This is a genomic window from Streptomyces sp. L2, from assembly GCF_004124325.1.
Classification (GTDB): Bacteria; Actinomycetota; Actinomycetes; order Streptomycetales; family Streptomycetaceae; genus Streptomyces.
In genome coordinates this window covers 5,290,319-5,312,477 of sequence record NZ_QBDT01000001.1, presented here as the reverse complement: position 1 = coordinate 5,312,477, position 22,159 = coordinate 5,290,319, and the positions used below count along the sequence as shown (strand labels likewise).

Annotated in this window: 19 protein-coding genes; 16 read left to right on the top strand and 3 right to left on the bottom strand. The window is 72.8% G+C overall.

Features of this window, described 5'->3' with window-relative positions:
• The first annotated feature begins 93 nt into the window (after positions 1-93).
• Complete coding sequence (locus DBP14_RS23720) at positions 94-1,308, top strand: serine hydrolase domain-containing protein (protein WP_241741017.1); 1,215 nt, start codon at positions 94-96, stop codon at positions 1,306-1,308.
• Positions 1,309-1,322: 14 nt separating this feature from the next.
• A complete protein-coding gene (locus DBP14_RS23715) occupies positions 1,323-2,459 on the top strand; it encodes an alpha/beta hydrolase-fold protein (RefSeq protein ID WP_241741016.1) in 1,137 nt (378 codons plus the stop codon).
• Between the two features lie 31 nt (positions 2,460-2,490).
• On the opposite strand, the gene DBP14_RS23710 is transcribed toward DBP14_RS23715, so the two are convergent.
• Complete coding sequence (locus DBP14_RS23710) at positions 2,491-3,036, bottom strand: TlpA disulfide reductase family protein (protein ID WP_129309152.1); 546 nt, start codon at positions 3,034-3,036, stop codon at positions 2,491-2,493.
• A 293-nt stretch (positions 3,037-3,329) separates the two neighbouring features.
• A complete protein-coding gene (locus tag DBP14_RS36190) occupies positions 3,330-3,476 on the bottom strand; it encodes a hypothetical protein (RefSeq protein WP_164992214.1) in 147 nt (48 codons plus the stop codon).
• Between the two features lie 176 nt (positions 3,477-3,652).
• Between DBP14_RS36190 and DBP14_RS23705 the strand changes: the two genes are divergently transcribed.
• From DBP14_RS23705 to DBP14_RS23695, 3 genes are read left to right on the top strand one after another with little or no spacing between them, the layout of a single operon-like run.
• Positions 3,653-4,522: a metalloregulator ArsR/SmtB family transcription factor gene (locus DBP14_RS23705; protein WP_129309151.1), complete on the top strand. Its 870-nt coding sequence runs from the start codon at positions 3,653-3,655 to the stop codon at positions 4,520-4,522.
• 34 nt (positions 4,523-4,556) lie between these two features.
• Positions 4,557-5,126, top strand: coding sequence for a dihydrofolate reductase family protein (locus tag DBP14_RS23700; protein WP_129312054.1), 570 nt, complete (start codon positions 4,557-4,559; stop codon positions 5,124-5,126).
• Positions 5,123-5,608, top strand: coding sequence for a DUF3515 family protein (locus DBP14_RS23695; RefSeq protein WP_164992393.1), 486 nt, complete (start codon positions 5,123-5,125; stop codon positions 5,606-5,608). The genes DBP14_RS23700 and DBP14_RS23695 overlap by 4 nt, the downstream gene beginning before the upstream one ends.
• Positions 5,609-5,803: 195 nt before the next feature.
• On the opposite strand, the gene DBP14_RS23690 is transcribed toward DBP14_RS23695, so the two are convergent.
• On the bottom strand, positions 5,804-6,340 hold the full coding sequence (locus DBP14_RS23690) for an HNH endonuclease (protein ID WP_129309149.1): 537 nt from the start codon (positions 6,338-6,340) through the stop codon (positions 5,804-5,806).
• A 379-nt stretch (positions 6,341-6,719) separates the two neighbouring features.
• Between DBP14_RS23690 and DBP14_RS23685 the strand changes: the two genes are divergently transcribed.
• From DBP14_RS23685 to DBP14_RS23635, 11 genes are all read left to right on the top strand, one after another.
• A complete protein-coding gene (locus tag DBP14_RS23685; RefSeq protein WP_241741015.1) occupies positions 6,720-7,817 on the top strand; it encodes a mechanosensitive ion channel family protein in 1,098 nt (365 codons plus the stop codon).
• A 360-nt stretch (positions 7,818-8,177) separates the two neighbouring features.
• Entirely contained in the window at positions 8,178-9,389 is a 1,212-nt protein-coding gene (locus tag DBP14_RS23680; RefSeq protein ID WP_129309147.1) for an ROK family transcriptional regulator, read from the top strand.
• A gap of 73 nt (positions 9,390-9,462) precedes the next feature.
• Positions 9,463-10,815: an ABC transporter substrate-binding protein gene (locus tag DBP14_RS23675; RefSeq protein ID WP_129309146.1), complete on the top strand. Its 1,353-nt coding sequence runs from the start codon at positions 9,463-9,465 to the stop codon at positions 10,813-10,815.
• A gap of 26 nt (positions 10,816-10,841) precedes the next feature.
• Positions 10,842-11,783 carry a sugar ABC transporter permease gene (locus DBP14_RS23670; protein ID WP_129312053.1) on the top strand — a complete coding sequence of 314 codons (942 nt, stop codon included), beginning with the start codon at positions 10,842-10,844 and terminating at the stop codon, positions 11,781-11,783.
• A gap of 2 nt (positions 11,784-11,785) precedes the next feature.
• Positions 11,786-12,682, top strand: coding sequence for a carbohydrate ABC transporter permease (locus tag DBP14_RS23665; protein WP_129309145.1), 897 nt, complete (start codon positions 11,786-11,788; stop codon positions 12,680-12,682).
• A 90-nt stretch (positions 12,683-12,772) separates the two neighbouring features.
• Positions 12,773-14,038, top strand: coding sequence for a 6-phospho-beta-glucosidase (locus tag DBP14_RS23660; protein ID WP_129309144.1), 1,266 nt, complete (start codon positions 12,773-12,775; stop codon positions 14,036-14,038).
• On the top strand, positions 14,029-15,024 hold the full coding sequence (locus tag DBP14_RS23655) for a BadF/BadG/BcrA/BcrD ATPase family protein (RefSeq protein ID WP_129309143.1): 996 nt from the start codon (positions 14,029-14,031) through the stop codon (positions 15,022-15,024). Before DBP14_RS23660 ends, DBP14_RS23655 begins: the two co-directional genes overlap by 10 nt.
• A gap of 244 nt (positions 15,025-15,268) precedes the next feature.
• On the top strand, positions 15,269-16,711 hold the full coding sequence (locus DBP14_RS23650) for a hypothetical protein (protein ID WP_206739332.1): 1,443 nt from the start codon (positions 15,269-15,271) through the stop codon (positions 16,709-16,711).
• Between the two features lie 14 nt (positions 16,712-16,725).
• The gene (locus DBP14_RS23645) at positions 16,726-17,760 is read left to right on the top strand and encodes a glutamate ABC transporter substrate-binding protein (RefSeq protein WP_129312051.1); all 1,035 of its coding nucleotides are present in this window, start codon (positions 16,726-16,728) and stop codon (positions 17,758-17,760) included.
• Positions 17,761-17,821: 61 nt separating this feature from the next.
• Positions 17,822-19,096: a hypothetical protein gene (locus tag DBP14_RS23640; RefSeq protein WP_129309142.1), complete on the top strand. Its 1,275-nt coding sequence runs from the start codon at positions 17,822-17,824 to the stop codon at positions 19,094-19,096.
• Positions 19,093-21,567, top strand: a complete 2,475-nt coding sequence (locus DBP14_RS23635) for a serine/threonine-protein kinase (RefSeq protein WP_129309141.1) — start codon at positions 19,093-19,095, stop codon at positions 21,565-21,567. The genes DBP14_RS23640 and DBP14_RS23635 overlap by 4 nt, the downstream gene beginning before the upstream one ends.
• The last annotated feature ends 592 nt before the right edge of the window (positions 21,568-22,159 follow it).

The window sequence follows — 22,159 nt, the reverse complement described above, 5'->3', positions numbered from 1 at the left end:
CCCGGTTCGCGGCGCCGGGCCCGATCACCAGCGGGCGGACGCGGACCCGAACCGCTGCCCTGCCGAGCCGCCTCCCGAAGGAGCCCGATTCCGTTGAAGTCCCTCCGTCTGACCGCCGTGGGCGCGATCGTCGCGTTCGCCGCCCTGACCGGCACCGTCCCGGCGAGCGCCGCGACCGCGACCGACAACGCGGCCGATACGGCGGCCGTCACCTCGACCGGTACCGATACCGCGACCGCCTCCACGACCGATTCCGCTGCCGCCATTCTGCAGAGCGGTGCCCAGCAGGGCGTCACCGACGGCTATCCCGGGGTGATCGGCCTGGTGCGGCAGGGCGACACGGCCGCGTACGTGCACGCGGGCGTCGGCGACCTCTCCACGCGTGTGGCCGCCGATCCCAAGGCGCAGTTCCGGATAGGGAGCAACACCAAGGCGTTCACCTCCACCGTCCTGCTCCAGCTGGAGGCCGAGCACCGGCTGTCCCTGGACGACTCCGTCGAGCGGTGGCTGCCCGGCGCGGTCGACGCGAACGGCTACGACGGCTCGAAGATCACGATCCGTGAGCTGCTGAACCACACCTCGGGCCTGCCGGACTACGCCCAGGACACGTCGTTCGCCCTGACGTACGCGCTCAACACCCAGCCGGACCGGGCGTGGCCGCCGCAGTCGCTGGTGGACATCGGACTCGCGCAGCACAAGCCCACCAGCGCGCCCGGCGAGAAGTGGGGCTACTCCAACACCAATTACGTGCTCGCCGGGATGGTGATCAAGGCGGTCACCGGGAACGACGCGGCCACCGAGATCCGGCAGCGGGTCATCGAGCCGCTCGGCCTGCACGACACGACGTTCCCCACCGCCGACCCGGCCCTGCACGGCAACTACCTCCACGGGTACGAGTATCCGGTGGTCAGCATCGGCATCCGGGACGTGACCGCCTCCGACGTACAGGCGTTCGGGCCGGCGGGCGCGATCGTGTCGACGCTGGACGACCTGGCCACCTTCTCCCGCGCCCTGCTGACCGGCCGGCTGCTGCCGCCCGCGCAGGAGGCGGAGCTGAAGACCACCGTCCCGGCGAACGCCGACGGCAGCGCCGCCTACGGCCTGGGCATCGCCCACCTCAAGTTGCCCTGCGGCCGCTGGGCGTGGGGGCACAACGGGGCCGTCCTCGGCTACTACAGCGACTGGTACAGCAGCGAGGACGGCTCGCAGCAGGTCGTCCGCGTGAACAACGAGTTCCATCTGCTGGCCGGCACCCGGGGCCAGCAGGACACCGCCAAGGCGACGGCCGACGCGTACTGCGCGCTCTGAAGGGACCACTTCCGATGACACCGCTCCCACTGACCCGGCGCCTGGCCGGCCGACTCCGGCGCACGCGATCCGCCCTGGCCGCCCGATCCGCCGTCGTCGCCGCGGCCATGGCCGTGACCGCGCTGTTCATGACCGCGCCCGCCCACGCGGCGGCGGACGACGGCCCCGCGCCCGTCCCCGCACCCGTCTTCACCGACGGGTACGGCCTCACGCAGGTCGGCACGCCCGCGGTGCACTCGAGCACCGACTTCACGCTGACCGTGACCACACCCGAGCTGTCCGGGCAGCACAAGATCCGGATCTTCCTGCCCCAGGACTACGCCACGCAGCCCGGCCGGCGCTGGCCGGTCCTGTACTTCCTGCACGGCGGGGGCGGCACCGTGGACGACGCCGCGGCCGCGCCGGCCCTGCACTCGGACTCCATGATCACCGTGGTGCCGGACGGCGGCCTGAAGGGCTGGTACGCCGACTGGGTCATGCAGCACACGGCCATGGGCGCGGCGAACTGGCAGACGTTCCACCTCGACCAGGTCGTGCCCTTCGTCGACGCCAACCTGCGCACGATCGGCGACCGGGCCCACCGGGCGGTCGCCGGCCTGTCGATGGGCGGCTTCGGCGCCCTGCACTACGGCGAACTCCGACCCGACCTCTTCGGCCACGTCGCCAGCCTGTCCGGGGGCATCGACTTCGGCATGCCGGCGGTCCGCGGGGCGGTCCTCGCCACCGAGCTGAACGTGACCGGCGCGTGGTGCGCCGTGAGCACCTCCACGCCGTCCGGCACCGGACAGTGCACCGGGTACGGGCCGTACATCGACAGCGACGCGATCTTCGGCTCACCGTACGCGGTCTTCGACGACCACGTCTGGAACCAGGTGGACCCGGCCTCCACCACCAACCTGGCCCGCCTGAACGGCGGCGACATCACCCTCTACACCGGGAACCAGGGCCCGATCGACCACTTCACCGAGATCGCCTCCAGCACGGTCAAGAACCGCTTGGACCAGCTGGGAATCCCCAGCCGGTACGTCGACTACGGCGACGGCTCCTCGCTCTCCCCCACCTGCGACGGCGGCCACGACTACGGCTGCTGGTCCGCCGCGTTCGCCGACTATGTCCCCCGCCTCGCCGCCTCGTTCGCGGCGGCCGGCTGATCCGTCACGCGGGCCCGCCCGGTCGCGCCGTTCACAGCAACGGCTCGACCAGGCGGGTCAGTTCGGTCCGGCTGACCGGGCCGATGCACGCCGCCGCGATCCGGCCCTTCCGGTCGACGACCAGCGTGTAGGGGTAGCCCTGCGGGTTCACCAGGCCCTTGGGGACGCGCAGGAGCTGAGTCGTCTTCGGGTCGTGCAGGCTGCGGTAGGCGAGGTGATGCTCGCGGGCGAAGGAGGCAGCTGTCGCCCGGGAGACGTCGGTGTCGACGCCCATCACGCGTAGGCCCCGCGCGCGCAGTGCGGTGTGGACGGCGGAGAGGTCGGGGGCCTCGGCCCGGCACGGACCGCACCAGGAGGCCCAGGCGTTGACGACGAGCACCTTGCCCCGGTAGTCGTGCACCGCGATCGGCCGGCCGTCGATCGCGGTGCCCGTCAGATCGGGCATGGCCTTGCGGTCGGCGGGGGCGAACGTCTCCCGCGGGTCCGGCGCCCGCCCGTCGTCCAGGTGAACTGCCGTGCATCCGGCGCCCATTGAGAGGGCCAGGGCCACCAGGCATACGGCTCTGAAGAGTCTCATGGGCCGACCATGCCATCCGCCTCCCCGGCCCCCGGAGGCGGGGAGGCAACGGGCGGGACCGCACCGGGCCGACGGCCGTCAGGGGCGGGCTGGTCACCGCAGGTATCGCGGGCACTTCGAGCAAGGCGGCCACCGCCGGCACCGCTACCGCACGCACTGCCGGCACCGCCGGCACCGCCGGCACCGCGTACCAGCGTGCACACGATCCCGGCCCCCGTCAGCACGGCCGTGGCGTGCAGCGCCAGGGCGATCCCGGCCGCGGCCAGTCCGATCGTGACGGTGTTGAGCACGAGTCACCCGCCCAGGCTGAACCCGCGCCCGACCGGCAGCAGCCCCAGTGCCGAACCGGCCACCCACGACACCTTGATCACGAGGTACGGCACGAGGGCCGCCGCCGACCCGTACCCCGCCACACGCCCGATCCGGTCCCAGCGCTCCACCGCGCCCTCCCTCCGCCGCACCCCTCGTCCGGCGCCCGCGCGCCCCACCGCGTCCGCCCCCGGGCCAGCCCCGCTCCCCCGCTCGGCGGACCGCCCCTCCGCCCAGGGGCGCACCAGTCGCGGAGGCCAACATATTCCTTGACGCGAATATTCTTAGTCGGGAATACTCGTGCCCTATGGACGCACTCCTCGCCGCACTGGCCGACCCGGCCCGCTGGCGGCTCGTCGGTCTGCTGGCTGAGCGGCCCCGCCCGGTCGGCGTGCTCGCCGAGCTCGCCGGGGCGCGCCAGCCGCAGACGACCAAGCACCTGCAGACCCTGGAGCGCGCCGGGGTCGTGACCTCCCAGCGCACCGGGCAGCGCCGCGTCTACGCGCTCCGGCCCGGCCCCCTGCGGGAGCTCGCGGCCGTACTCGGCGCTCTCGCCGACAGCACGGAACAGGCAGGCGGCCCGCACGCGACGTACGAGCGCTACGGGCGCGGCCTCCACGCGGAGCGGCTCGCCGCGACGGAGCCGGGGTGGGCCGACGGCCGCTCGTTCACGTTCCACCGTTCGCTGACGGAGTGCCCGGAGCGGGTCTGGCGCCATCTGACCGAGGCCGGTCCGCTCGCGCGCTGGTGGACGCCGGAGGACCTCCGCGTCTCCGAGCTGGTCTTCGAGGCGCGGCCCGGCGGGCGGATCGTCCAGGAGTACCGCGACGCCGAGGACACCGGCGATGCGGACCCGGTCGCCGGCCGCGCGGAGGGCGTCGTGGAGGACGTACGCCCCGGTGAGCGGCTCGCCTACCGGCTCTCCCCGCTGCTCCCCGACGGCGGCGTCGCCTTCACCGCCCACGTCGACATGGCCCTCGGACCCACCGCCACCGGCTCGGAGCTCGACGTCCACTGGCGCGTCACGGACAGCACGATCGACGCCGCGGACTTCGTCGCCGGCATCGAGATCGGCTTCGGCCAGAGCCTGGACAGGCTCGCCTCGATCCTCACCGAAGACCCGCACGACCCCGACAGCACCGACCCCGACAGCACCGACACGAGGAGCACGGAATGACCGAGCAGTTCGCGGCCGCAGGGTCGTCACCAACCTGGCCCTCTCCCTCGACGGCCGCTACGCCGCGCCCGGCAACCCGCTGGACATGAGCTGGGTGATGCCGTACGCCGTCTCGGACGTCGCCCGCGACCACCTGACGAGCCTGTGGGAGCCCGCCACGACGGCCCTGCTCGGCCGGGTCAACGCCGAGGGGTTCCTCGGTTTCTGGCCCACCGTCATCGGTATGGAGGGCGCCGACCCGCGCGACGAGGGCTTCGCGCGGTGGCTCGTCGGCACCGACAAGGTGGTCCTCTCCTCGACCCTCGGCGAGGCGCCCTGGGAGCGGACGACGATCGCCGACAAGCCGGCCGCCGAGGTGGTCGGGGACCTGAAGGCGACCGAAGGCGGTGACATCCTCGTGGTCTCCAGCCCGAGCGTCATCAAGGCGCTGCTGGCCGCCGACGCGGTCGACCGCCTGGCGCTCACGGTCTTCCCCGTCGTCCTCGGCGGCGGCCCCCGCCTCTTCGACGACGGCCTGCCCGCGGGCCGCTGGACCCTCGCCGGCCAGTCCGCGGGCGAGGACGGCACCCTCGCCCTCGTCTACGACCGGGTCCGCCGCCCGTGAGGCTCTCGCGCCGCCTCACCCTGACCGCCACCGCCGGCGCCGTACTCCTGGCCACGGCCGGCGCGGTGACGGCCCACCGGCTGACCGACCCGGCCCGGGGCCTGACCGCCGCGAAGGGTGCCGGGGACGCGCACTGCCGTCAGGTCACCCGGAAGGCGCCCGAGCGGTTGGCGGGGAAGGAGCGCCGGTCCGTGGGGCTCGCGGGGGTGGTCGTGTGGGGCGGCCAGGACGTGATCCTGCGCTGCGGTGTCACGGCGCCCACGGTGACGAAGGACCCGTGCTTCGAGGCGGACGGTGTGGACTGGGTGCTCGACGCCCGGCAGTCGACTCCCGAGCGGCAGGTCCTCGTGACGTTCGGCCGCACACCGGCGACCCAGGTCGCGATCCGCCCGGGCGGCGTCCCCACCGACGAGGCACTCCTGGACCTCTCCCACCTGGTGACGGCCACCCCGAAGACCGACGAGTGCCGGACCGCCCACTGATTGGCAGGTATGGGCGGGCGGCCGGCGAGTCTGACCAGGGGGTTCGGAGGGGGCGGTGTCCCAAAGCTTCCAATGGGCAGGCGGCGCGGGCGAAGGGTCCCACCGCCGAAGGGTCCCACCGCCGCGCGGGCGGAGGGCCCCACCCCCACCCGGCCGCGTCGCTCCTCCCACCCCCGCTACGCGAAGCCCCCGGTCTCAGGCCGAGATCCCGTCGATCCGGGCCAGGGCGTCGTCCGCGCCGTACGGTTGCAGGTAGGGGAGCCAGCGGGGGTCACGGTGGCCGGTTCCGATGATGCGCCAGGCCAGACCGGTCGGCGGGGCGGGCTTGTGGCGCAGGCGCCAGCCGAGTTCGACGAGGTGGCGGTCGGCCTTGACGTGGTTGCAGCGGCGGCACGAGGCCACCACGTTCTCCCACGCGTGCTGCCCACCGCGGGAGCGCGGGATGACGTGGTCGACGCTGGTCGCGGCGGCGCCGCAGTACATGCACCGGCCGCCGTCGCGGGCGAAGAGCGCGCGCCTGGTGAGAGGAACGGGCCCCCGGTAGGGAACCCGCACGAATCGCTTGAGCCGGACCACGCTGGGTGCGGGGACTGTGACGGTCGCGCTGTGCATATAGGCGCCGGATTCCTCCAGGGAGACGGCCTTGTTCTCCAGGACGAGGACGAGCGCGCGGCGGAGCGGTACGACGCCGAGGGGCTCGTACGACGCGTTGAGGACCAGGACATGCGGCACGGGTGCCTCCTTGGGCGTCGGCGGCGCGTGGCTCGCGCCGGGACGATCTGCAGTCAGTCTCCCCTCATGCCTGGTGGAAGCGCCACCATGTCCCGGTAACGGGCTGGGAGTGTTTTCGACCACACCTGATACATCCCCAGGACCCCGTGCTGTTCACGCCCTGGTGAGCCCCGTCTCTCCTGCGCCCCCGGCGGCCGGAACGGCACGGGGCATACGCAATGCCCCGTTAGTGTGGTGCCTCTGTCCGTCCGGTGACCTTTTCGTGATCTCCGGTGAAGCCGAAACCGCCCGGGAGACCGCTTCGCCCCGGAAGACCGCGAAGACCCCGACCGTCCGCCCCACCGGCACGGGCCGCGCATGCACCATGGAGGTACCCGCCGTGTCCTTGCCCGCCGTCCTGCTCGCCGCAGGCGCGTCGCCGTCCCCGACGCCGTCCGGGTCGGTGACTCCGGCCGTGCCGTCGCTCCAGGACGCCCAGGAGAGCGCGAACAACGCGGCGAGCTGGGTCGAGCAGAACTGGTCGACGTGGCTCGCGATGGGCCTGCAGATCCTGCTGGTCGTGGTGGTCGCGTTCGCGCTCAGAGCGGTCGTACGACGAGCGATCACCAAGTTCATCGACCGGATGAACCGGTCCGCGCAGTCGGGCGACGGCGGCGGGCTGAGCGGGCTGCTGGTGAACGCCGAGCGGCGCCGGCAGCGGTCGGCGGCGATCGGCTCGGTGCTGCGGTCGGTGGCGAGCTTCCTGATCCTCGGCACGGCCGCGCTGATGGTGCTGTCCACTTTCAAGATCAACCTGGCCCCGCTGCTGGCCTCCGCCGGGGTGGCGGGCGTGGCGATCGGTTTCGGCGCCCGGAACCTGGTCACGGACTTCCTGTCCGGCGTGTTCATGATCCTGGAGGACCAGTACGGCGTCGGCGACACGATCGACGCGGGCGTGGCCTCCGGCGAGGTCATCGAGGTCGGCCTGCGGGTGACCAAGCTGCGCGGGGACGGCGGCGAGATCTGGTACGTCCGCAACGGCGAGGTCAAGCGGATCGGCAACCTCTCCCAGGGCTGGGCCACGGCCGGGGTCGACGTGACCGTGAAGGCGAGCGAGGACCTGGACCGGGTGAAGGCGACCCTCACCGAGGTCGCCGAGAAGATGAGCAAGGAAGAGCCCTGGAACGAGCTGCTGTGGGGCCAGGTGGAGGTCCTCGGCCTGGACAGCGTGCTGCTCGACTCCATGGTGGTGCGGGTCTCCGCCCGGACCATGCCCGGCAAGTCCACCACCGTCGAGCGGGAGCTGCGCTGGCGGATCAAGCGGGCGTTCGACGCGGCGAGCATCCGCATCGTGGGCGGGGCGACGGCCGTGGAGGACGAGGAGGACGCCCCGGACCCGGCCGCGTCGGTCGCGCCGCCGTCGGCGTACTCCAGCGCCACGTCCCCGCAGTCGCGGGCGGCGGCGCCGATCGCACCCCAGCCCGGGCCGGGCAAGTGACCTGGCACGTGACCACCGGGCGGCCGCCGGTCCCCGCCGAGTAGCGGCCCCTCGCCGCGACAGGGCCCCCCGAGGCCCCGAGGTCCAGGACGGGGACGCCCCCGAGGCCCACGGCAGGACGCCCCCGAGGCCCACGACACGAACGCCCCCGAGGTAACGACTCCGTTGCCTCGGGGGCGCTGTCGTTCGTTGTCTATTGACTCCCCCTTCGTCCTGGGCTTACGTTCCTCCCATCCGAATAGGAAACTTTCCTAACAGTGATCACCGGAGGCACCCCCGGAAGCCTCCCCCGGCACCCTCGGTGGACTTCCGGTGATCATGTTGAGAAGCTGAGCAGTTGAAGGGCAGGTGGCGACAGACATGGCAGGAACGGCCGGTACGCCGGGCACCCCGCGCGTCCTGCGCGCCATGAACGACCGCGCCGCCCTGGACCTCCTCCTGGAGCACGGGCCGCTCTCCCGCACCCGGATCGGCAAGCTCACCGGCCTGTCCAAGCCGACCGCCTCCCAGCTGCTGGCCCGGCTGGAGGCGGCCGGGCTGGTCCGGGTCACCGGCACCAGTGAGGGCCGGCCGGGGCCCAACGCCCAGCTGTACGCGGTCAACCCCGCCGCCGCGTACGCCGCCGCGCTCGACGTCACCCCGCACCGCATCCGCGCCGCCGTCGCCGACATCACCGGCCGCACGGTCGGCGAGCACGAGCTGCCCACCCCCGGCCGGCGCCCGGCCCAGCCCGTCCTCCAGCAGGTCACCGAGGCCCTCGAAGGCGCCGTCAAGGCCGCCGGGCTCGCCCGGTCCGACGTGCACCGCCTGGTCATCGGCACACCCGGCGCCTTCGACCCCAACACCGGCCGGCTGCGCTACGCCTCGCACCTGCCCGGCTGGCACTCCCCCACACTGCTCGACGAACTGGCGGCGGCGCTGCCGATGCCGGTCGAGTACGAGAACGACGTCAACCTCGTCGCCGTCGCCGAACTCCGGCTCGGCGCCGCCCGGGGCCACGCGGACTTCGTGCTGCTGTGGAACCAGGAGGGCCTCGGCGCCGCCCTGGTCCTCGGCGGGCGGCTGCACCGGGGCTGGACCGGCGGCGCCGGCGAGGTCGGCTTCCTGCCGGTGCCGGGCACGCCCCTGGTGCGCCAGGTCACCAAGGCCAACAGCGGCGGCTACCAGGAGCTGGCCGGCTCCCAGGCGGTGCCGAAGCTGGCCCGGGAACTCGGCATCGAGAACCTGCCCCAGGGGCCGTACACCGAGAGCGCGGCCGAGCTGGTGGCCCGTGCCGCCGACCACACGAGCGGCCCCTACCGGGAGCTGCTGCAGACCTACGCGACCCGGCTGGCCACCGGTCTCGCCTCGCTCGTCTCCGTCCTCGACCCCGAACTCGTCGTCCTCAGCGGCTCCGCGCTGACGGCCGGCGGCGAGGTGCTGCGCGGCCTTGTCCAGGCCGAGCTGGAGGAGCTGGCGGCCGCCCGGCCCCGGCTCGTCGTCGGCGACGTCCTCGAACACCCGGTCCTGCGCGGCGCCCTTGAGCGCGCCCTCGCGGCCACCCGCGACGAGGTCTTCGACACCTCCCGCTGAGGCCCCCACCCTCTCCTGAGTCCTGAGTCCCGAGTCCCTCAGTTCACCCACCCCGTCCCTGGGAGATCCCGCCATGCCCGAAGCCATACCCTCGGCTGCCCGAAAGACGGCTTTCGCCCTGACTGTTCTCGCCTCGTCGCTCGCCCTGCTGACCACCGCCTGCACCGGCCAGTCGGACTCCGGCGCGAACGACGACGCCACCAAGGACACGACGATCAACTTCTGGCACGCCTGGAGCGCGCCGAACGAGGTCAAGGCCGTCACGTCCCTGGTCGACGGCTTCGAGAAGGCGCACCCCAACATCCACGTGAACGTCGTCGGCAACATGACCGACGACAAGATCAACCAGGCGCTGCGCACCGGCGGTTCCAAGGCGCCCGACGTGATCTCGTCGTTCACGACGAACAACGTCGGCAAGTTCTGCTCCTCGGGGGCGCTGGTCGACCTCAACCCGTTCTTCAAGAAGTCGGCGATCGACCCGGAGAAGACGTTCCCGAAGACGATGAACGAGTACACCCAGTTCGACGGCGACCGCTGCACGGTGCCGCTGCTGGGCGACGCGTACGGGCTGTACTACAACAAGACGGCGTTCCAGAAGGCGGGCATCGCGCAGCCGCCGAAGACCTGGTCGGAGTTCGAGGCCGACGCCAAGAAGCTGACGATCGAGAAGGGCGACGGCTACCAGCAGCTGGGCTTCATGCCGGACTACCACGGCTGGGAGACCACGACCGAGCACTACTTCGCCCAGTTCTCGCCGACCTACTTCGACAAGGACGGCAAGTCGAACCTGGCCAAGGACCCGGCGTTCACCAAGGGCTTCGAGCTGCAGAAGCGGCTCGTGGACGAACTCGGCGGGTTCAAGAGGCTGGAGAAGTACCGGGCCACCCTCGGTGACGAGTGGGGCGCCAAGCACCCCTTCCACACCGGGCAGGTCGCCATGCAGCTCGATGGCGAGTGGCGCCTGGGCATGGCCGAGGACGCCAAGCCGAAGTTCGAGATCGGGGTGGCCCCCCTGCCCGTCCCCGACGACCAGGCCGACCAGTACGGCAAGGGCTACATCACCGGCACCATCGCCGGCATCGCGGCCAACAGCCACAAGCAGAACGCGGCCTGGGAGTTCGTCAAGTACATCACCACCGACACCGACGCGGTGGTCGGCTTCGCCAACGGCATCCACAACGTGCCCTCGACGCTGGCCGCCCTGAAGTCCCCCAAGCTCAAGTACGACCCGCGCTTCAAGACGTTCCTGGACATCGCCGCCGACCCGCAGTCCACCACCACTCCGGCGTCCATCAACGGCGGGGTGTACCTGGTGACGATCCAGCAGTTCGGGTACGACTACGAGAGCGGCAAGGTCACGGACCTCAAGGCCGGCCTGCGGAAGACGGCCGCGCAGATCGACACCGATATCGCGCAGGCCAAGTAGCCATGAGTGCCATCCCGTCGGTGTCGATGCGCCCCGGCAGCCTCGCGTCGAGGCGCCGCCGGAAGGCGCTGCGCACGCTCGCCTTCATGTCGCCCTGGCTGATCGGCTTCGCGGTCTTCTTCGCGTACCCGCTGGTCTCCACGGTCTACTTCTCGTTCATGCACTACGACGGCTTCAAGGCGCCGACGTGGAGCGGCGGGAAGAACTGGACGTACGTCTTCGAGCACTACCCGCTGTTCTGGCCCGCCCTGCGCAACACCCTGTGGCTGGTCGTGGTGATGGTGACGCTACGGGTCGCCTTCGGCCTCGGCGTCGGCCTGCTCATCACCAAGATCAAGACAGCCACGGGTGTCTTCCGCACCCTGTTCTACCTGCCCTATCTGGCCCCGCCGGTCGCGGCCACCATGGCCTTCGCGTTCCTGCTCAACCCGGGGACCGGGCCGGTGAACTCGATCCTGGAGAAGGTCGGCGTCCCGGCCCCCGGCTGGTTCAACGACCCCACCTGGTCCAAGCCGGCCCTCACGCTGCTCGCGCTGTGGGGCATCGGCGACCTGATGGTCATCTTCATGGCGGCGCTGCTGGACGTGCCGGCCGAGCAGTACGAGGCCGCCGAGCTGGACGGGGCCTCCCCCTGGCAGCGGTTCCGGTACGTCACCCTGCCGAACATCTCGCCGATCGTGATGTTCGCCGTCGTCACCGGCGTGATCCAGACCATGCAGTACTACACGCAGCCGCTGATCGCCGGGAAGGTCGCCTCCGGCGTCATCCAGGGCGCCGGCACCCAGTTCGAGCCCGGCTACCCGGACAAGTCCACGCTCACCCTCCCCCAGCTCGTCTACAACCTCGGCTTCCAGCGCTTCGACTACGGCTCCGCGTGTGTGGTGGCCCTGGTGCTGTTCGCCCTGTCGATGGCGTTCACCGCGCTGTTGATGCGGCGCCGGGGCGGTCTCATCCAGGCAGGTGACTGACCATGACCCAGGTACTGGACAAGCCGGTGCGGCCCGCGCCCCCGGTGTCGTACGCCGCCGAGCGGACCGCGAAGCGCCGGGCGCTGCTGGAGTGGGTGGCGATCCACTCCCTCGGGGTCGCCGCCGCGCTGTTCTTCACCCTCCCCTTCGTGTTCGTGTTCCTCACCTCGCTGATGAGCGACAGCCAGGCCCTCAGCCGGGACCTGATCCCGCACACCTGGGAGTGGGGCAACTACAAGGCCGTGCTCGACACTCCGGGCTTCCTCACCTGGTGGAAGAACACGCTGATCTACGCCGGTCTCGGCACCGTGCTGACCGTGGTGTCGTCGATCCCGGTGGCGTACGCGCTCGCCAAGTTCCGCTTCCGGGGCCGCAACCTGGCCCTGATGCTGGTCATCTCGATGATGATGCTGCCCCCGCAGGTCGTCATCATCCCGATGTACCTCTTCTGGGCGAAGCAGCTGGACCTGTCGGGCACGCTGTGGCCGCTGATCATCCCGATGGCGTTCGGCGACGCGTTCTCCATCTTCCTGCTGCGGCAGTTCCTGATGACCATCCCGAACGAGTACCTGGACGCGGCCCGGGTGGACGGCTGCGGCGACCTGCGCACGCTGCTGAAGGTCGTCCTGCCGATGGCGAAGCCGGGCATCGCGGCCGTCGCCCTGTTCCAGTTCTTCTACGCCTGGAACGACTACTTCGGCCCGCAGATCTACGCGTCCGAGAATCCCGGCGCCTGGACCCTCAGCTACGGCCTGGAGTCCTTCAAGGGCGCCCACCACACCGACTGGAACCTCACCATGGCCGCGACGGTGCTGGTCATGGCCCCCGTGATCCTCGTGTTCTTCTTCGCGCAGAAGGCGTTCGTCGAGGGCGTCACGCTCACCGGAGTGAAGGGTTGAACCACGTATGCCGTGCTTTCCCGGGGGACGACCCCCGGACCCCCGGCCGATGAACGACATCACCCAACTCCAAAAGCGAGGGCACCTCCAGTGAAACTCACCGTGGTCGGCGGCGGCTCGACCTACACCCCCGAACTCATCGACGGCTTCGCCCGGCTCAGCGGCACCCTGCCCATCGAGGAACTGGTCCTCGTCGACCCGGCCGCCGAGCGACTGGAGCTGGTCGGCGGACTGGCCCGCCGCATCTTCGCCAGGCAGGGCCACACCGGACGGATCGTCACCACCTCCGACCTGGACGCGGGCGTCGACGGCGCCGACGCGGTGCTGCTCCAGCTGCGCGTCGGCGGGCAGGCCGCCCGGCAGCAGGACGAGACCTGGCCGCTGGAGTGCGGCTGCGTCGGCCAGGAGACCACCGGCGCCGGCGGCCTCGCCAAGGCGCTGCGCACCGTCCCGGTGGTCCTGGACATCGCCGAGCGGGTCCGGCGTGCCAACCCGCGCGCGTGGATCATCGACTTCACCAACCCGGTCGGCATCGTCACCCGCGCCCTCCTCCAGGCCGGTCACCGGGCGGTCGGCCTGTGCAACGTGGCGATCGGGCTCCAGCGCAAGTTCGCCGCCCTGCTCGGGGTGACCCCCGCCGACGTGCACCTGGACCACGTCGGCCTGAACCACCTCACCTGGGAGACGGGGGTGCGCCTCGGCGGCCCCGAGGGCGCGAACGTGCTGCCCAAGCTGCTCGCCGAGCACGGCGACACCGTCGCCGACGACCTGCGGCTGCCCCGCGCCCTGTTGGACCGGCTCGGCGTCGTCCCGTCGTACTACCTGCGCTACTACTACGCGCACGACCAGGTCGTCGACGAGCTGCGCACCAAGCCGTCCCGGGCGGCCGAGGTCGCCGCCATGGAGAAGGAACTGCTCGCCATGTACGGCGATCCGGCCCTCGACGAGAAACCGGCGCTGCTGGCCAAGCGGGGCGGCGCCTACTACTCGGAGGCGGCCGTGGACCTCGCGGCGGCCCTGCTCGGCGGCGCGGGCAGCCCGTACCAGGTCGTCAACACGCTCAACAAGGGCACGCTGCCGTTCCTGCCGGACGACGCGGTGATCGAGGTGCAGGCGGCCGTCGGCACGTCCGGCACCGCCCCGCTGCCCGTCCCCGAGCTGGACCCGCTGTACGCGGGCCTGGTGGCGAACGTGACGGCGTACGAGGACCTGGCCCTGGAGGCGGCCCTGCGCGGCGGCCGGGACCGCGTCTTCCGCGCCCTGCTCGCCCACCCCCTGATCGGCCAGTACGCCTACGCCGACACCCTCACCGACCGACTGATCGCGCACAACCGGGAGCATCTCGCGTGGGCCTGACCGCAACCGACACCGCGAGGGTCCTCGCCATCGACGCGGGCAACAGCAAGACCGACGTGGCCGTGGTCGGCGCCGACGGGGAGGTGCTGGCCACCGCGCGCGGCGGCGGCTTCCGGCCGCCCACGGTGGGCGTGGCGGCGGCGCTGGACGCCCTCGCCGAACCGGTGGGGCGGGCGTTCGGCGAGGCGGGCGTCACCGGGGTCGATGTCCTGTCCGCGTGCCTCGCCAACGCCGATCTGCCGGTGGAGGAGGAGCAGTTGGCGGCCGCCCTGCACGCGCGCGCGTGGGGCACGTCGGTGGAGGTCCGCAACGACACGTTCGCGATCCTCCGCGCGGGCGTCGCCGAGCCCCGGGGCGTGGCCGTGGTGTGCGGGGCCGGCATCAACTGCGTGGGCATGCGCCCCGACGGCCGCACCGCCCGCTTCCCGGCGCTGGGCCGCATCTCCGGGGACTGGGGCGGCGGCTGGGGGCTGGCCGAGGAGGCGCTGTGGCACGCCGCGCGCGCGGAGGACGGGCGGGGCGAGCCGACCGCGCTGGCCCGCACCCTGCCCGCGCACTTCGGGCTGCCGACGATGTACGCGCTGATCGAGGCCCTGCACCTGGAGGAGGTGGAGCACGCGCGGCGGCACGAGCTGACGCCGGTGCTGTTCGAGACGGCCGCGCAGGGCGACCCGGTGGCCCGTTCGGTCGTGGGCCGGCTCGCCGAGGAGGTGGCCACCATGGCCACGGTGGCCCTGACCCGGCTGGACCTGCTGGACGAGGAGACCCCGGTGCTGCTGGGGGGCAGTGTCCTGACGGCGGGTCACGCCCAGCTGGACGACGGCATCCGGGAACGGCTGGCCGGCTGGGCCCCGAAGGCGGACGTCCGGGTCGTCACGGCCCGCCCGGTGCTGGGCGCCGCCCTGCTGGGCCTTGACCGGCTGGGGGCCGGGACGGGGGCCCAGCGGCGGGCGAGGGCCTACTGGGAGACCGGGAGAACTGGGTAACTCGCCGGGACAAGTGCCCCGAAAGGGGCGCGGGGCTGTATCACTGTGCTGCTCCGCCGCGTGGGCGCGACCAGCCCCGACGGCGCCGCAGCCGAACCACGGCCCCTGGGAACCGGGTGCGTCCCCACCGCGTTTCCATGGGCGAGGGCGCCGGAGAGAAAACGCCCCCTCCGCCTGAGGCCCGTGCAGCATGCCCGTCGGGGGGCGATACTGTGCGGCGACCGGATGACCAGGGGGAGGTCGAGTGACACACCCGCCGAAGAACAGCGCGGCGCCACCAGTGGCGGGTCCCGCCCTGCCCGCCGTCCCTCCCCAGCCCGCACCGCCCGCCTCCGCCGGGGCCCTTGGCCCGCTGCCCGGCGCGCCGCCCGCCCGCCGTACCGCCCTCGCCGAGGGCGCCGAGCGGCTGCGGGCGGCCGTGACGACCGAGCCGGGCCGGCTGCGCGTCATCGGTGCCGTACTCGCCCTGCTGGTCGTCGCGTTTGGCGCGGTCACCGCGTGGCAGACCTCGGAGCGGGCGGCCGCCGCCGACGACGTGCTGCACCGCAGCCAGCCGCTCAGCTCCGGCTCCGCCGCCATCTACCGCTCGCTGGCCGACGCCAACACGGCCGCGTCCAGCGGGTTCCTGGCGGGCGGCCAGGAGACGGCGGCCTCCCGCGACCGCTACGAGAAGGACATCCGTACGGCCGCCTCGGGACTGGTCACGGCCGCCGCCAACGCCGAGCCGGGCTCGTCCTCCGAGGCGACCATCGCCCGGCTGAACAAGCTGCTGCCGGAGTACAAGGGCCTGATCGAGCGCGCCCGGACGTACAACCGCCAGGGCTATCCGGTCGGCGGCGCCTACCTGCGGTACGCGAACGAGAAGATGCAGAAGGACATGCTCCCGGCCGCCGAGGACCTCTACACCAAGGAGAACCAGCGCCTGGACGCCGACTACGGGAACGCGACGCCGTACCCGTGGGCGGCGATCGCGCTCGGCGTGCTCGCCCTGGCCGCGCTCGGCTGGGCCCAGCACCGCACCTACCGGCGCACCAACCGCGTCCTCAACCACGGTCTGGTGGCCGCCTCCGGCGCCACCGCGGTGGCCCTGCTGTGGCTGGTGATCGGCCACGCGGTGGCGCGCGCCGAGCTGGACGGCTCCTACGACCACGGGATCCGCTCCCTGAACGTCCTGCACGACGCCCGCATCGCCTCCCTGAAGGCGCGCGGCAACGAGAACCTGAGCCTGGTCTCGCGCGGCGCCGAGACCGTCACGGTCGACGGCAGGACGTACGACGCCTACTACTACGACTTCGACCAGGACATGGCCGTCCTCGGCAAGGGCCTCACCGCGGCCGGGAAGCTCGCCGACGACACGGCCGGCACCCGGCCGGTGCGGGCCGCCCAGGGCAACATGACGGTGTGGAAGCAGCGGCACGCCGCCGCCCGCGCGGACGACGAGAACGGCAACTACCAGCAGGCGCTGGACAAGGTGATCGGCGGCAAGGACGCTACCGGCGCGTGCTTCGACAGCGTCGACAAGAACCTCGCCGGGGCCATCGACCACGAGCAGGCCGAGTTCCAGCAGGCGGCCGGTGACGGGCGGAACGCGATGACCGGGCTGCCGATCGGCGCGGCCGTGCTGGGAGTGCTCGGCGCGGCCGGCGCGGTGGCCGGCATCGGGCGCAGGCTTTCGGAGTACCGGTGACAGGGGGCATGACGATGTACGCGGCACGTACACGGGCCTCCCTGCGGGGCTGGGGCGGGGTCGGCGCCATGGCGGTGCTGTGCGCGCTCGCGCTGGCGTTCGTCCTGCTGCTCCCCCGCACCCAGTCCTCGCCCCCGGACGCGGAGGCGACGGCCGGGCCGGGTGTGGCGAACGGCCGGCAGGCACGCGCCGGCGACTGCCGGGAGGACCAGGCGCAGAACCAGACGCTGGCGCCGTCCGGCGCGGACGGGCCCACGATCGACGCCATCAAGGCCCGTACCGGCGCCAAGCGCAAACTCGTCGTCGGCATCGACCAGAACAGCTACCGCTGGGGCTACCGCAACCCGAACACCGAGGGCGCGGAGCTGGAGGGCTTCGACATCGACCTCGTGCACCGGATCGCCGCGGACATACTCGGCGACCCGGACGCGGTGCAGTTCAAGGCGATACCGACCAGCCAGCGCATCCCCGCGATCCAGAACGGCCGGGTCGACATGGTGGTGCGCACGATGACCATCACCTGCGACCGGCTGAACCAGGTCGCGTTCTCCGCGCCCTACTTCAAGACCGGGCAGCAGGTGCTGGCGCCCAAGTCGTCGTCCATCACCGGCTACGACGGCTCCCTCGCGCACAAGAAGGTCTGCACTGCGGCCGGTTCGACCGCGCTCGCCAAGCTCGACGCCGACCGCGAGTCCGGCCGGCTGCCCGCGTCCACGGACCTGTCCACCACCGTGCCCAACCAGCTGGACTGCCTGGTCCGGCTCCAGCTCGGCGAGGTCGACGCGGTCGTCACCGACGGCGCGCTCGCGGCGAGCCAGGCCGCCCAGGACCCGACGGTCGAGCTGAAGGGCACCCCGTTCACCACCGAGTACTACGGCGTGGCGATGAAGAAGGACGCCTCCGATCTGGTACGCCGGGTCAACCGCGTCCTGGTGGACTACCGGGCGAACGGCTGGCAGAAGTCCTACGACACATGGCTGTCGGCGACACTGGGGAGTGACTCGGGACCGTCCGAGCCACCCGCGCCGCGGTACCTGCGCACGAGCTGAACCCCGAGGCCGACCGACCGGGGCCGCACCAGGCCCGCCACACAGCAGCGAGAGGTGATCGATGGGCGTCACGGACCCCGCCGGGCCGGTGATGGACCGGGACGAGGTGGACCGTGCGCTGGCGCGGCTCGGCGCCGAGCACGAGGCGATCGAGACGTCGCTGCTCGCCCTCCAGGACCACGCGGGCCGCAGGCTCCTGGAGGGCGCCGCGCTGACCGGCGTCACCCAGGAGCGCTGGGCCGCCGCGGACGCGTCGATCACGCTGCTGTGGTCCTGCTTCGACGCGTACGCGGCCGCGCTGCGCTCCGCCCGGGAGATCCGCTCCCGGCGCCGCTGGTCCAGCCGGGACGACCTGGTGGAGCTGACCGGGCTGCTGCGCGGCGAGACCGTCGCCGTGCCCGGCGCCGGGCGGCTCAGCGAGAGCTACTCGCTGACCGGGCTGGTGGACCGGATGAACGAGCTGTACGCGACGTCGCTGGACCTGGTCGTCGCCGCCGACGCGGTGTGGTCGGCGCTGCCCGCCCGGATCGATCTGCTCGCCGCCGAACTGCAGCGCACCCGCCGGCTCGCGCACTCGGTGGGCGTGCGCCCCGGCGAGCACCCGGCGGGCGACGACCTGGAGCGCATCACCCGGACGCTGACCGCGCTGCGCGAGGACGTGGTGTCCGACCCGCTCGCCTTCTGGGTGCCGGCCGAGGGCAGTTCGGCGCCCGGCGGCGGCCGCCCGGACACCACGGTGTACGACCGCGAGGCGCGCGCCCTGGAGGACGTGCGCCGCGAGATCGAGGCCGTGCTGACGGTCCGGCAGGACGCGGAGGCGCGGCTGATCCGGCTGCGGGACGTGCTGTCCCGCGCGGACCGCACCCTCGCCGAGGCCCGCACCGCGCGCGGCGAGGTGCTCGCCAAGATCGCGGCGACGGAGGTGCCGGTGGTCAGCGGGCCGCCGACCGTGCTGCAGGAGCGGCTGGCGGCGGCCGCCGAGTACCGCAGGAAGGCCCAGTGGCACCGGCTCTCCCCGCTGCTGGAGGCCCTGGAGCAGCAGGCGGAGGACGAACTGCTGCGGGCCCGCGAGTCGTTGACGGCGGTCACGGCGCCGCTCGCGGTCCGGGCGGAGCTGCGCGGCCGGCTCGACGCGTACAAGGCGAAGGTGGCCCGCCTCGGGTACGCCGAGGACCCGCTGCTCGTCGAGCGGTACGACACGGCCCGGCGCATGCTGTGGAGCGCGCCCTGCGACCTGCGCGTCGCCGGACAGGCCGTGCTGCGCTACCAGCGGGCGGCCCAGGAACTGCTTGGCACCCCGCGCGTGCCGGAGGACGACAGGGGGGAGCGGTCATGAGTCAGGCGGGGCAGAACTGCCAGCGGCCGGGCTGCGAGGGGTCGTACGAGGACGTGGGCGGCGGCGAGCTGTACTGCGACACGTGCGGGCTCGCCCCGGTGGTCTCCACGAGCGGCATGGTCGGCTCGCCGCCCACCGGCGTGACCAAGGGCTCCTCGCGGGGCAGTGGTTCGCGCTCCAGCGCGCGCAGCTCCCGTACGTCCTCGCAGTCGTCGAAGTCGCGGCGCTCGGTGTCGGGGCGGCTGTCGCGGTCGCTGTCCGGCACGTCGACCGGCCGCTCGGTGTCGGTGCGCAGCTCCGGTTCGGCGTCCGGCACCTCCACGCGGGGGCGGCTCGGCGCCGGTCTGGTGAGCGTGCCGCAGGTTCCGCGGCCCGACCCGCGCGCGATGGTGCTGGACCACCCGGAGGTGCCCGAGCGCAAGCGGTTCTGCTCGCGCTCGGACTGCGGGGCGCCGGTGGGGCGGGCCCGCGGGGAGCGGCCGGGGCGCACGGAGGGGTTCTGCACCAAGTGCGGGCACCCGTACTCGTTCGTGCCGAAGCTGAAGGCCGGGGACATCGTGCACGGCCAGTACGAGGTCGCGGGCTGCCTCGCGCACGGCGGGCTCGGCTGGATCTACCTCGCCGTGGACCGGGCCGTGTCGGACCGGTGGGTGGTGCTCAAGGGCCTGCTGGACACCGGTGACCAGGACGCGATGGCCGCCGCGATCTCCGAGCGGCGCTTCCTCGCGGAGATCGAGCACGCCAACATCGTGCGGATCTACAACTTCGTGGAGCACCTGGACCAGCGCACCGGCTCCCTCGACGGCTACATCGTCATGGAGTACGTGGGCGGCAAGTCCCTGAAGGAGATCGCCAACGCCCGCCGCACCCCGGACGGCCGCCGCGACCCGCTGCCGGTGGAGCAGGCCTGCGCGTACGGCATCGAGGCCCTGGAGGCGCTCGGCCACCTGCACAGCCGCAACGTGCTGTACTGCGACTTCAAGGTCGACAACGCCATCCAGACCGAGGACCAGCTGAAGCTGATCGACATGGGCGCGGTGCGCCGCATGGACGACGACGAGTCCGCGATCTACGGCACGGTCGGCTACCAGGGCCCGGAGGTCGCCGAGGTCGGCCCCTCGGTTGCCAGCGACCTGTACACGGTGGGCCGTACGCTCGCCGTGCTCACGTTCGACTTCCAGGGGTACACGAACGTCTACGTGGACTCCCTGCCCGACCCGGACACCATCGAGGTGTTCCGCCGGTACGAGTCGTTCTACCGGCTCCTGGTCCGCGCCACCGACCCCGACCCGGCCCGCCGGTTCGCCTCCGCGCAGGAGATGTCCGAGCAGCTGACCGGGGTACTGCGGGAGGTCGTCTCGCTGCAGAGCGGGCAGGCGCGGCCCGCGCTGTCGACGCTGTTCGGGCCCGAGGTCCGGGTGCCCGACACGGTGTTGTTCCCGTCGGCCGCCGGTGACGTGTCCCGGCTCGGCGCCCGGCCGACCGCGCGCGGCGCCGCCCCCGCCCCGGCTGCACTGCCTCCGGCGTCCCTCGTCAGACCCGTCGACGTGCCGGCCGCCGCGCTCGCCCTGCCCGTCCCGCTGGTCGACCCGGGCGACCCCAACGCCGGTTTCCTGGGCGGCCTGATGGCGTCCCAGCCGGCCGAGCTGCTGGCCGCGCTGGACGCGGCGCCGGTGCGCACGGTCGAGACCCGGCTGCGCCAGGTCCGGGCCCGGCTGGAGAGCGGCGACCACCAGGCCGCGCTGATGTCCCTTGCGAAGTTGGAGGACGAACAGCCCGAGGACTGGCGGGTGGTGTGGTACCGGGGCGTGGCCGCCCTGGTGACGGGTGACTTCGAGGGAGCCGCGCTCGCCTTCGACGCGGTCTACGACGCCTTCCCCGGCGAGGCCGCGCCCAAGCTGGCCCTCGCCCTGTGCGCGGAGGTGCTGGGGCAGCTGGACAACGCCGCCGAGTACTACCACCTGGTGTGGGCGACCGACCCGAGCTTCGTGAGCGCGGCCTTCGGGCTGGCCCGGGTGCGGCTCGCGGGCGGCGACCGGACCGGGGCCGTGGGGACGCTGGAGTCGGTGCCGGAGTCGTCCATCCACTACACGGCGGCCCGGGTGGCGGCCGTCCGCGCCCGGCTGCGCGAGCGCACCGCCGCCGCGGGTGACGTACCGTTCCTGGACGACCTGACCGCCGCCGCCGGCCAGGTCGAGGCGCTCAAGGCGTACGGCCTGGACCCGGCCCGGCGCGAGCAGTTGTCGGCCGAGGTGCTCGGCTGCGCGCTGGACTGGATACTCTCCACGGGTGAGGGCGCCAGGCCGGCCACCGGTGGGCGGGTACTGCTCGGCAGCGGCCTGGACGAGCGGGGCCTCCGCTTCGGCCTGGAGCGCGCCTACCGCACGCTGGCCCGGCTGGCGCCCGGCGGCGAGGAGAGGATCGAACTGGTGGAACGGGCGAACCGTTACCGCCCCCGGACGTGGGTGTAGTCGATGTCGCAGATGCCCCAGCAGGCCGCACTGGCCAAGTGCCCGAGCTGCGCGGAACCGCTCGAACCGGGTGACCTGTTCTGCGGCGCGTGCGGGTACGACCTGTCCGTCGTACCGCAGCCGCCGCGGGACCACCCGACGCTGACGATGACCGCGTCGGCGGCGGCGCGAGGGTCGGCCACGGGAAGAGGCACGGGCCCGCTGACCGGGGCGGCCACGGCCGTCGGGTCCGGCGTGGCCGGTGAGGACGTGGCTGGTGCAGGCGCGGCCGGTGCCGGCGTGGTTGGTGCCGGGATGGCCGGTGCAGGCGCGGCCGGTGCCGGCGTGGTTGGTGCCGGGATGGCCGGTGCAGGCGCGGCCGGTGCCGGCGTGGTTGGTGCCGGGATGGCCGGTGCAGGCGAGGGCGTGGCTGGTGTCGGCATGGCCGGTGCCGGCGCGGCCGGTGCAGGCGCGGCCGGTGCCGGGATGGCCGGTGCAGGCGAGGGCGTGGCTGGTGTCGGCATGGCCGGTGCAGGCGCGGCCGGTGCCGGGATGGCCGGTGCAGGCGAGGGCGTGGCTGGTGTCGGCATGGCCGGTGCAGGCGAGGGCGTGG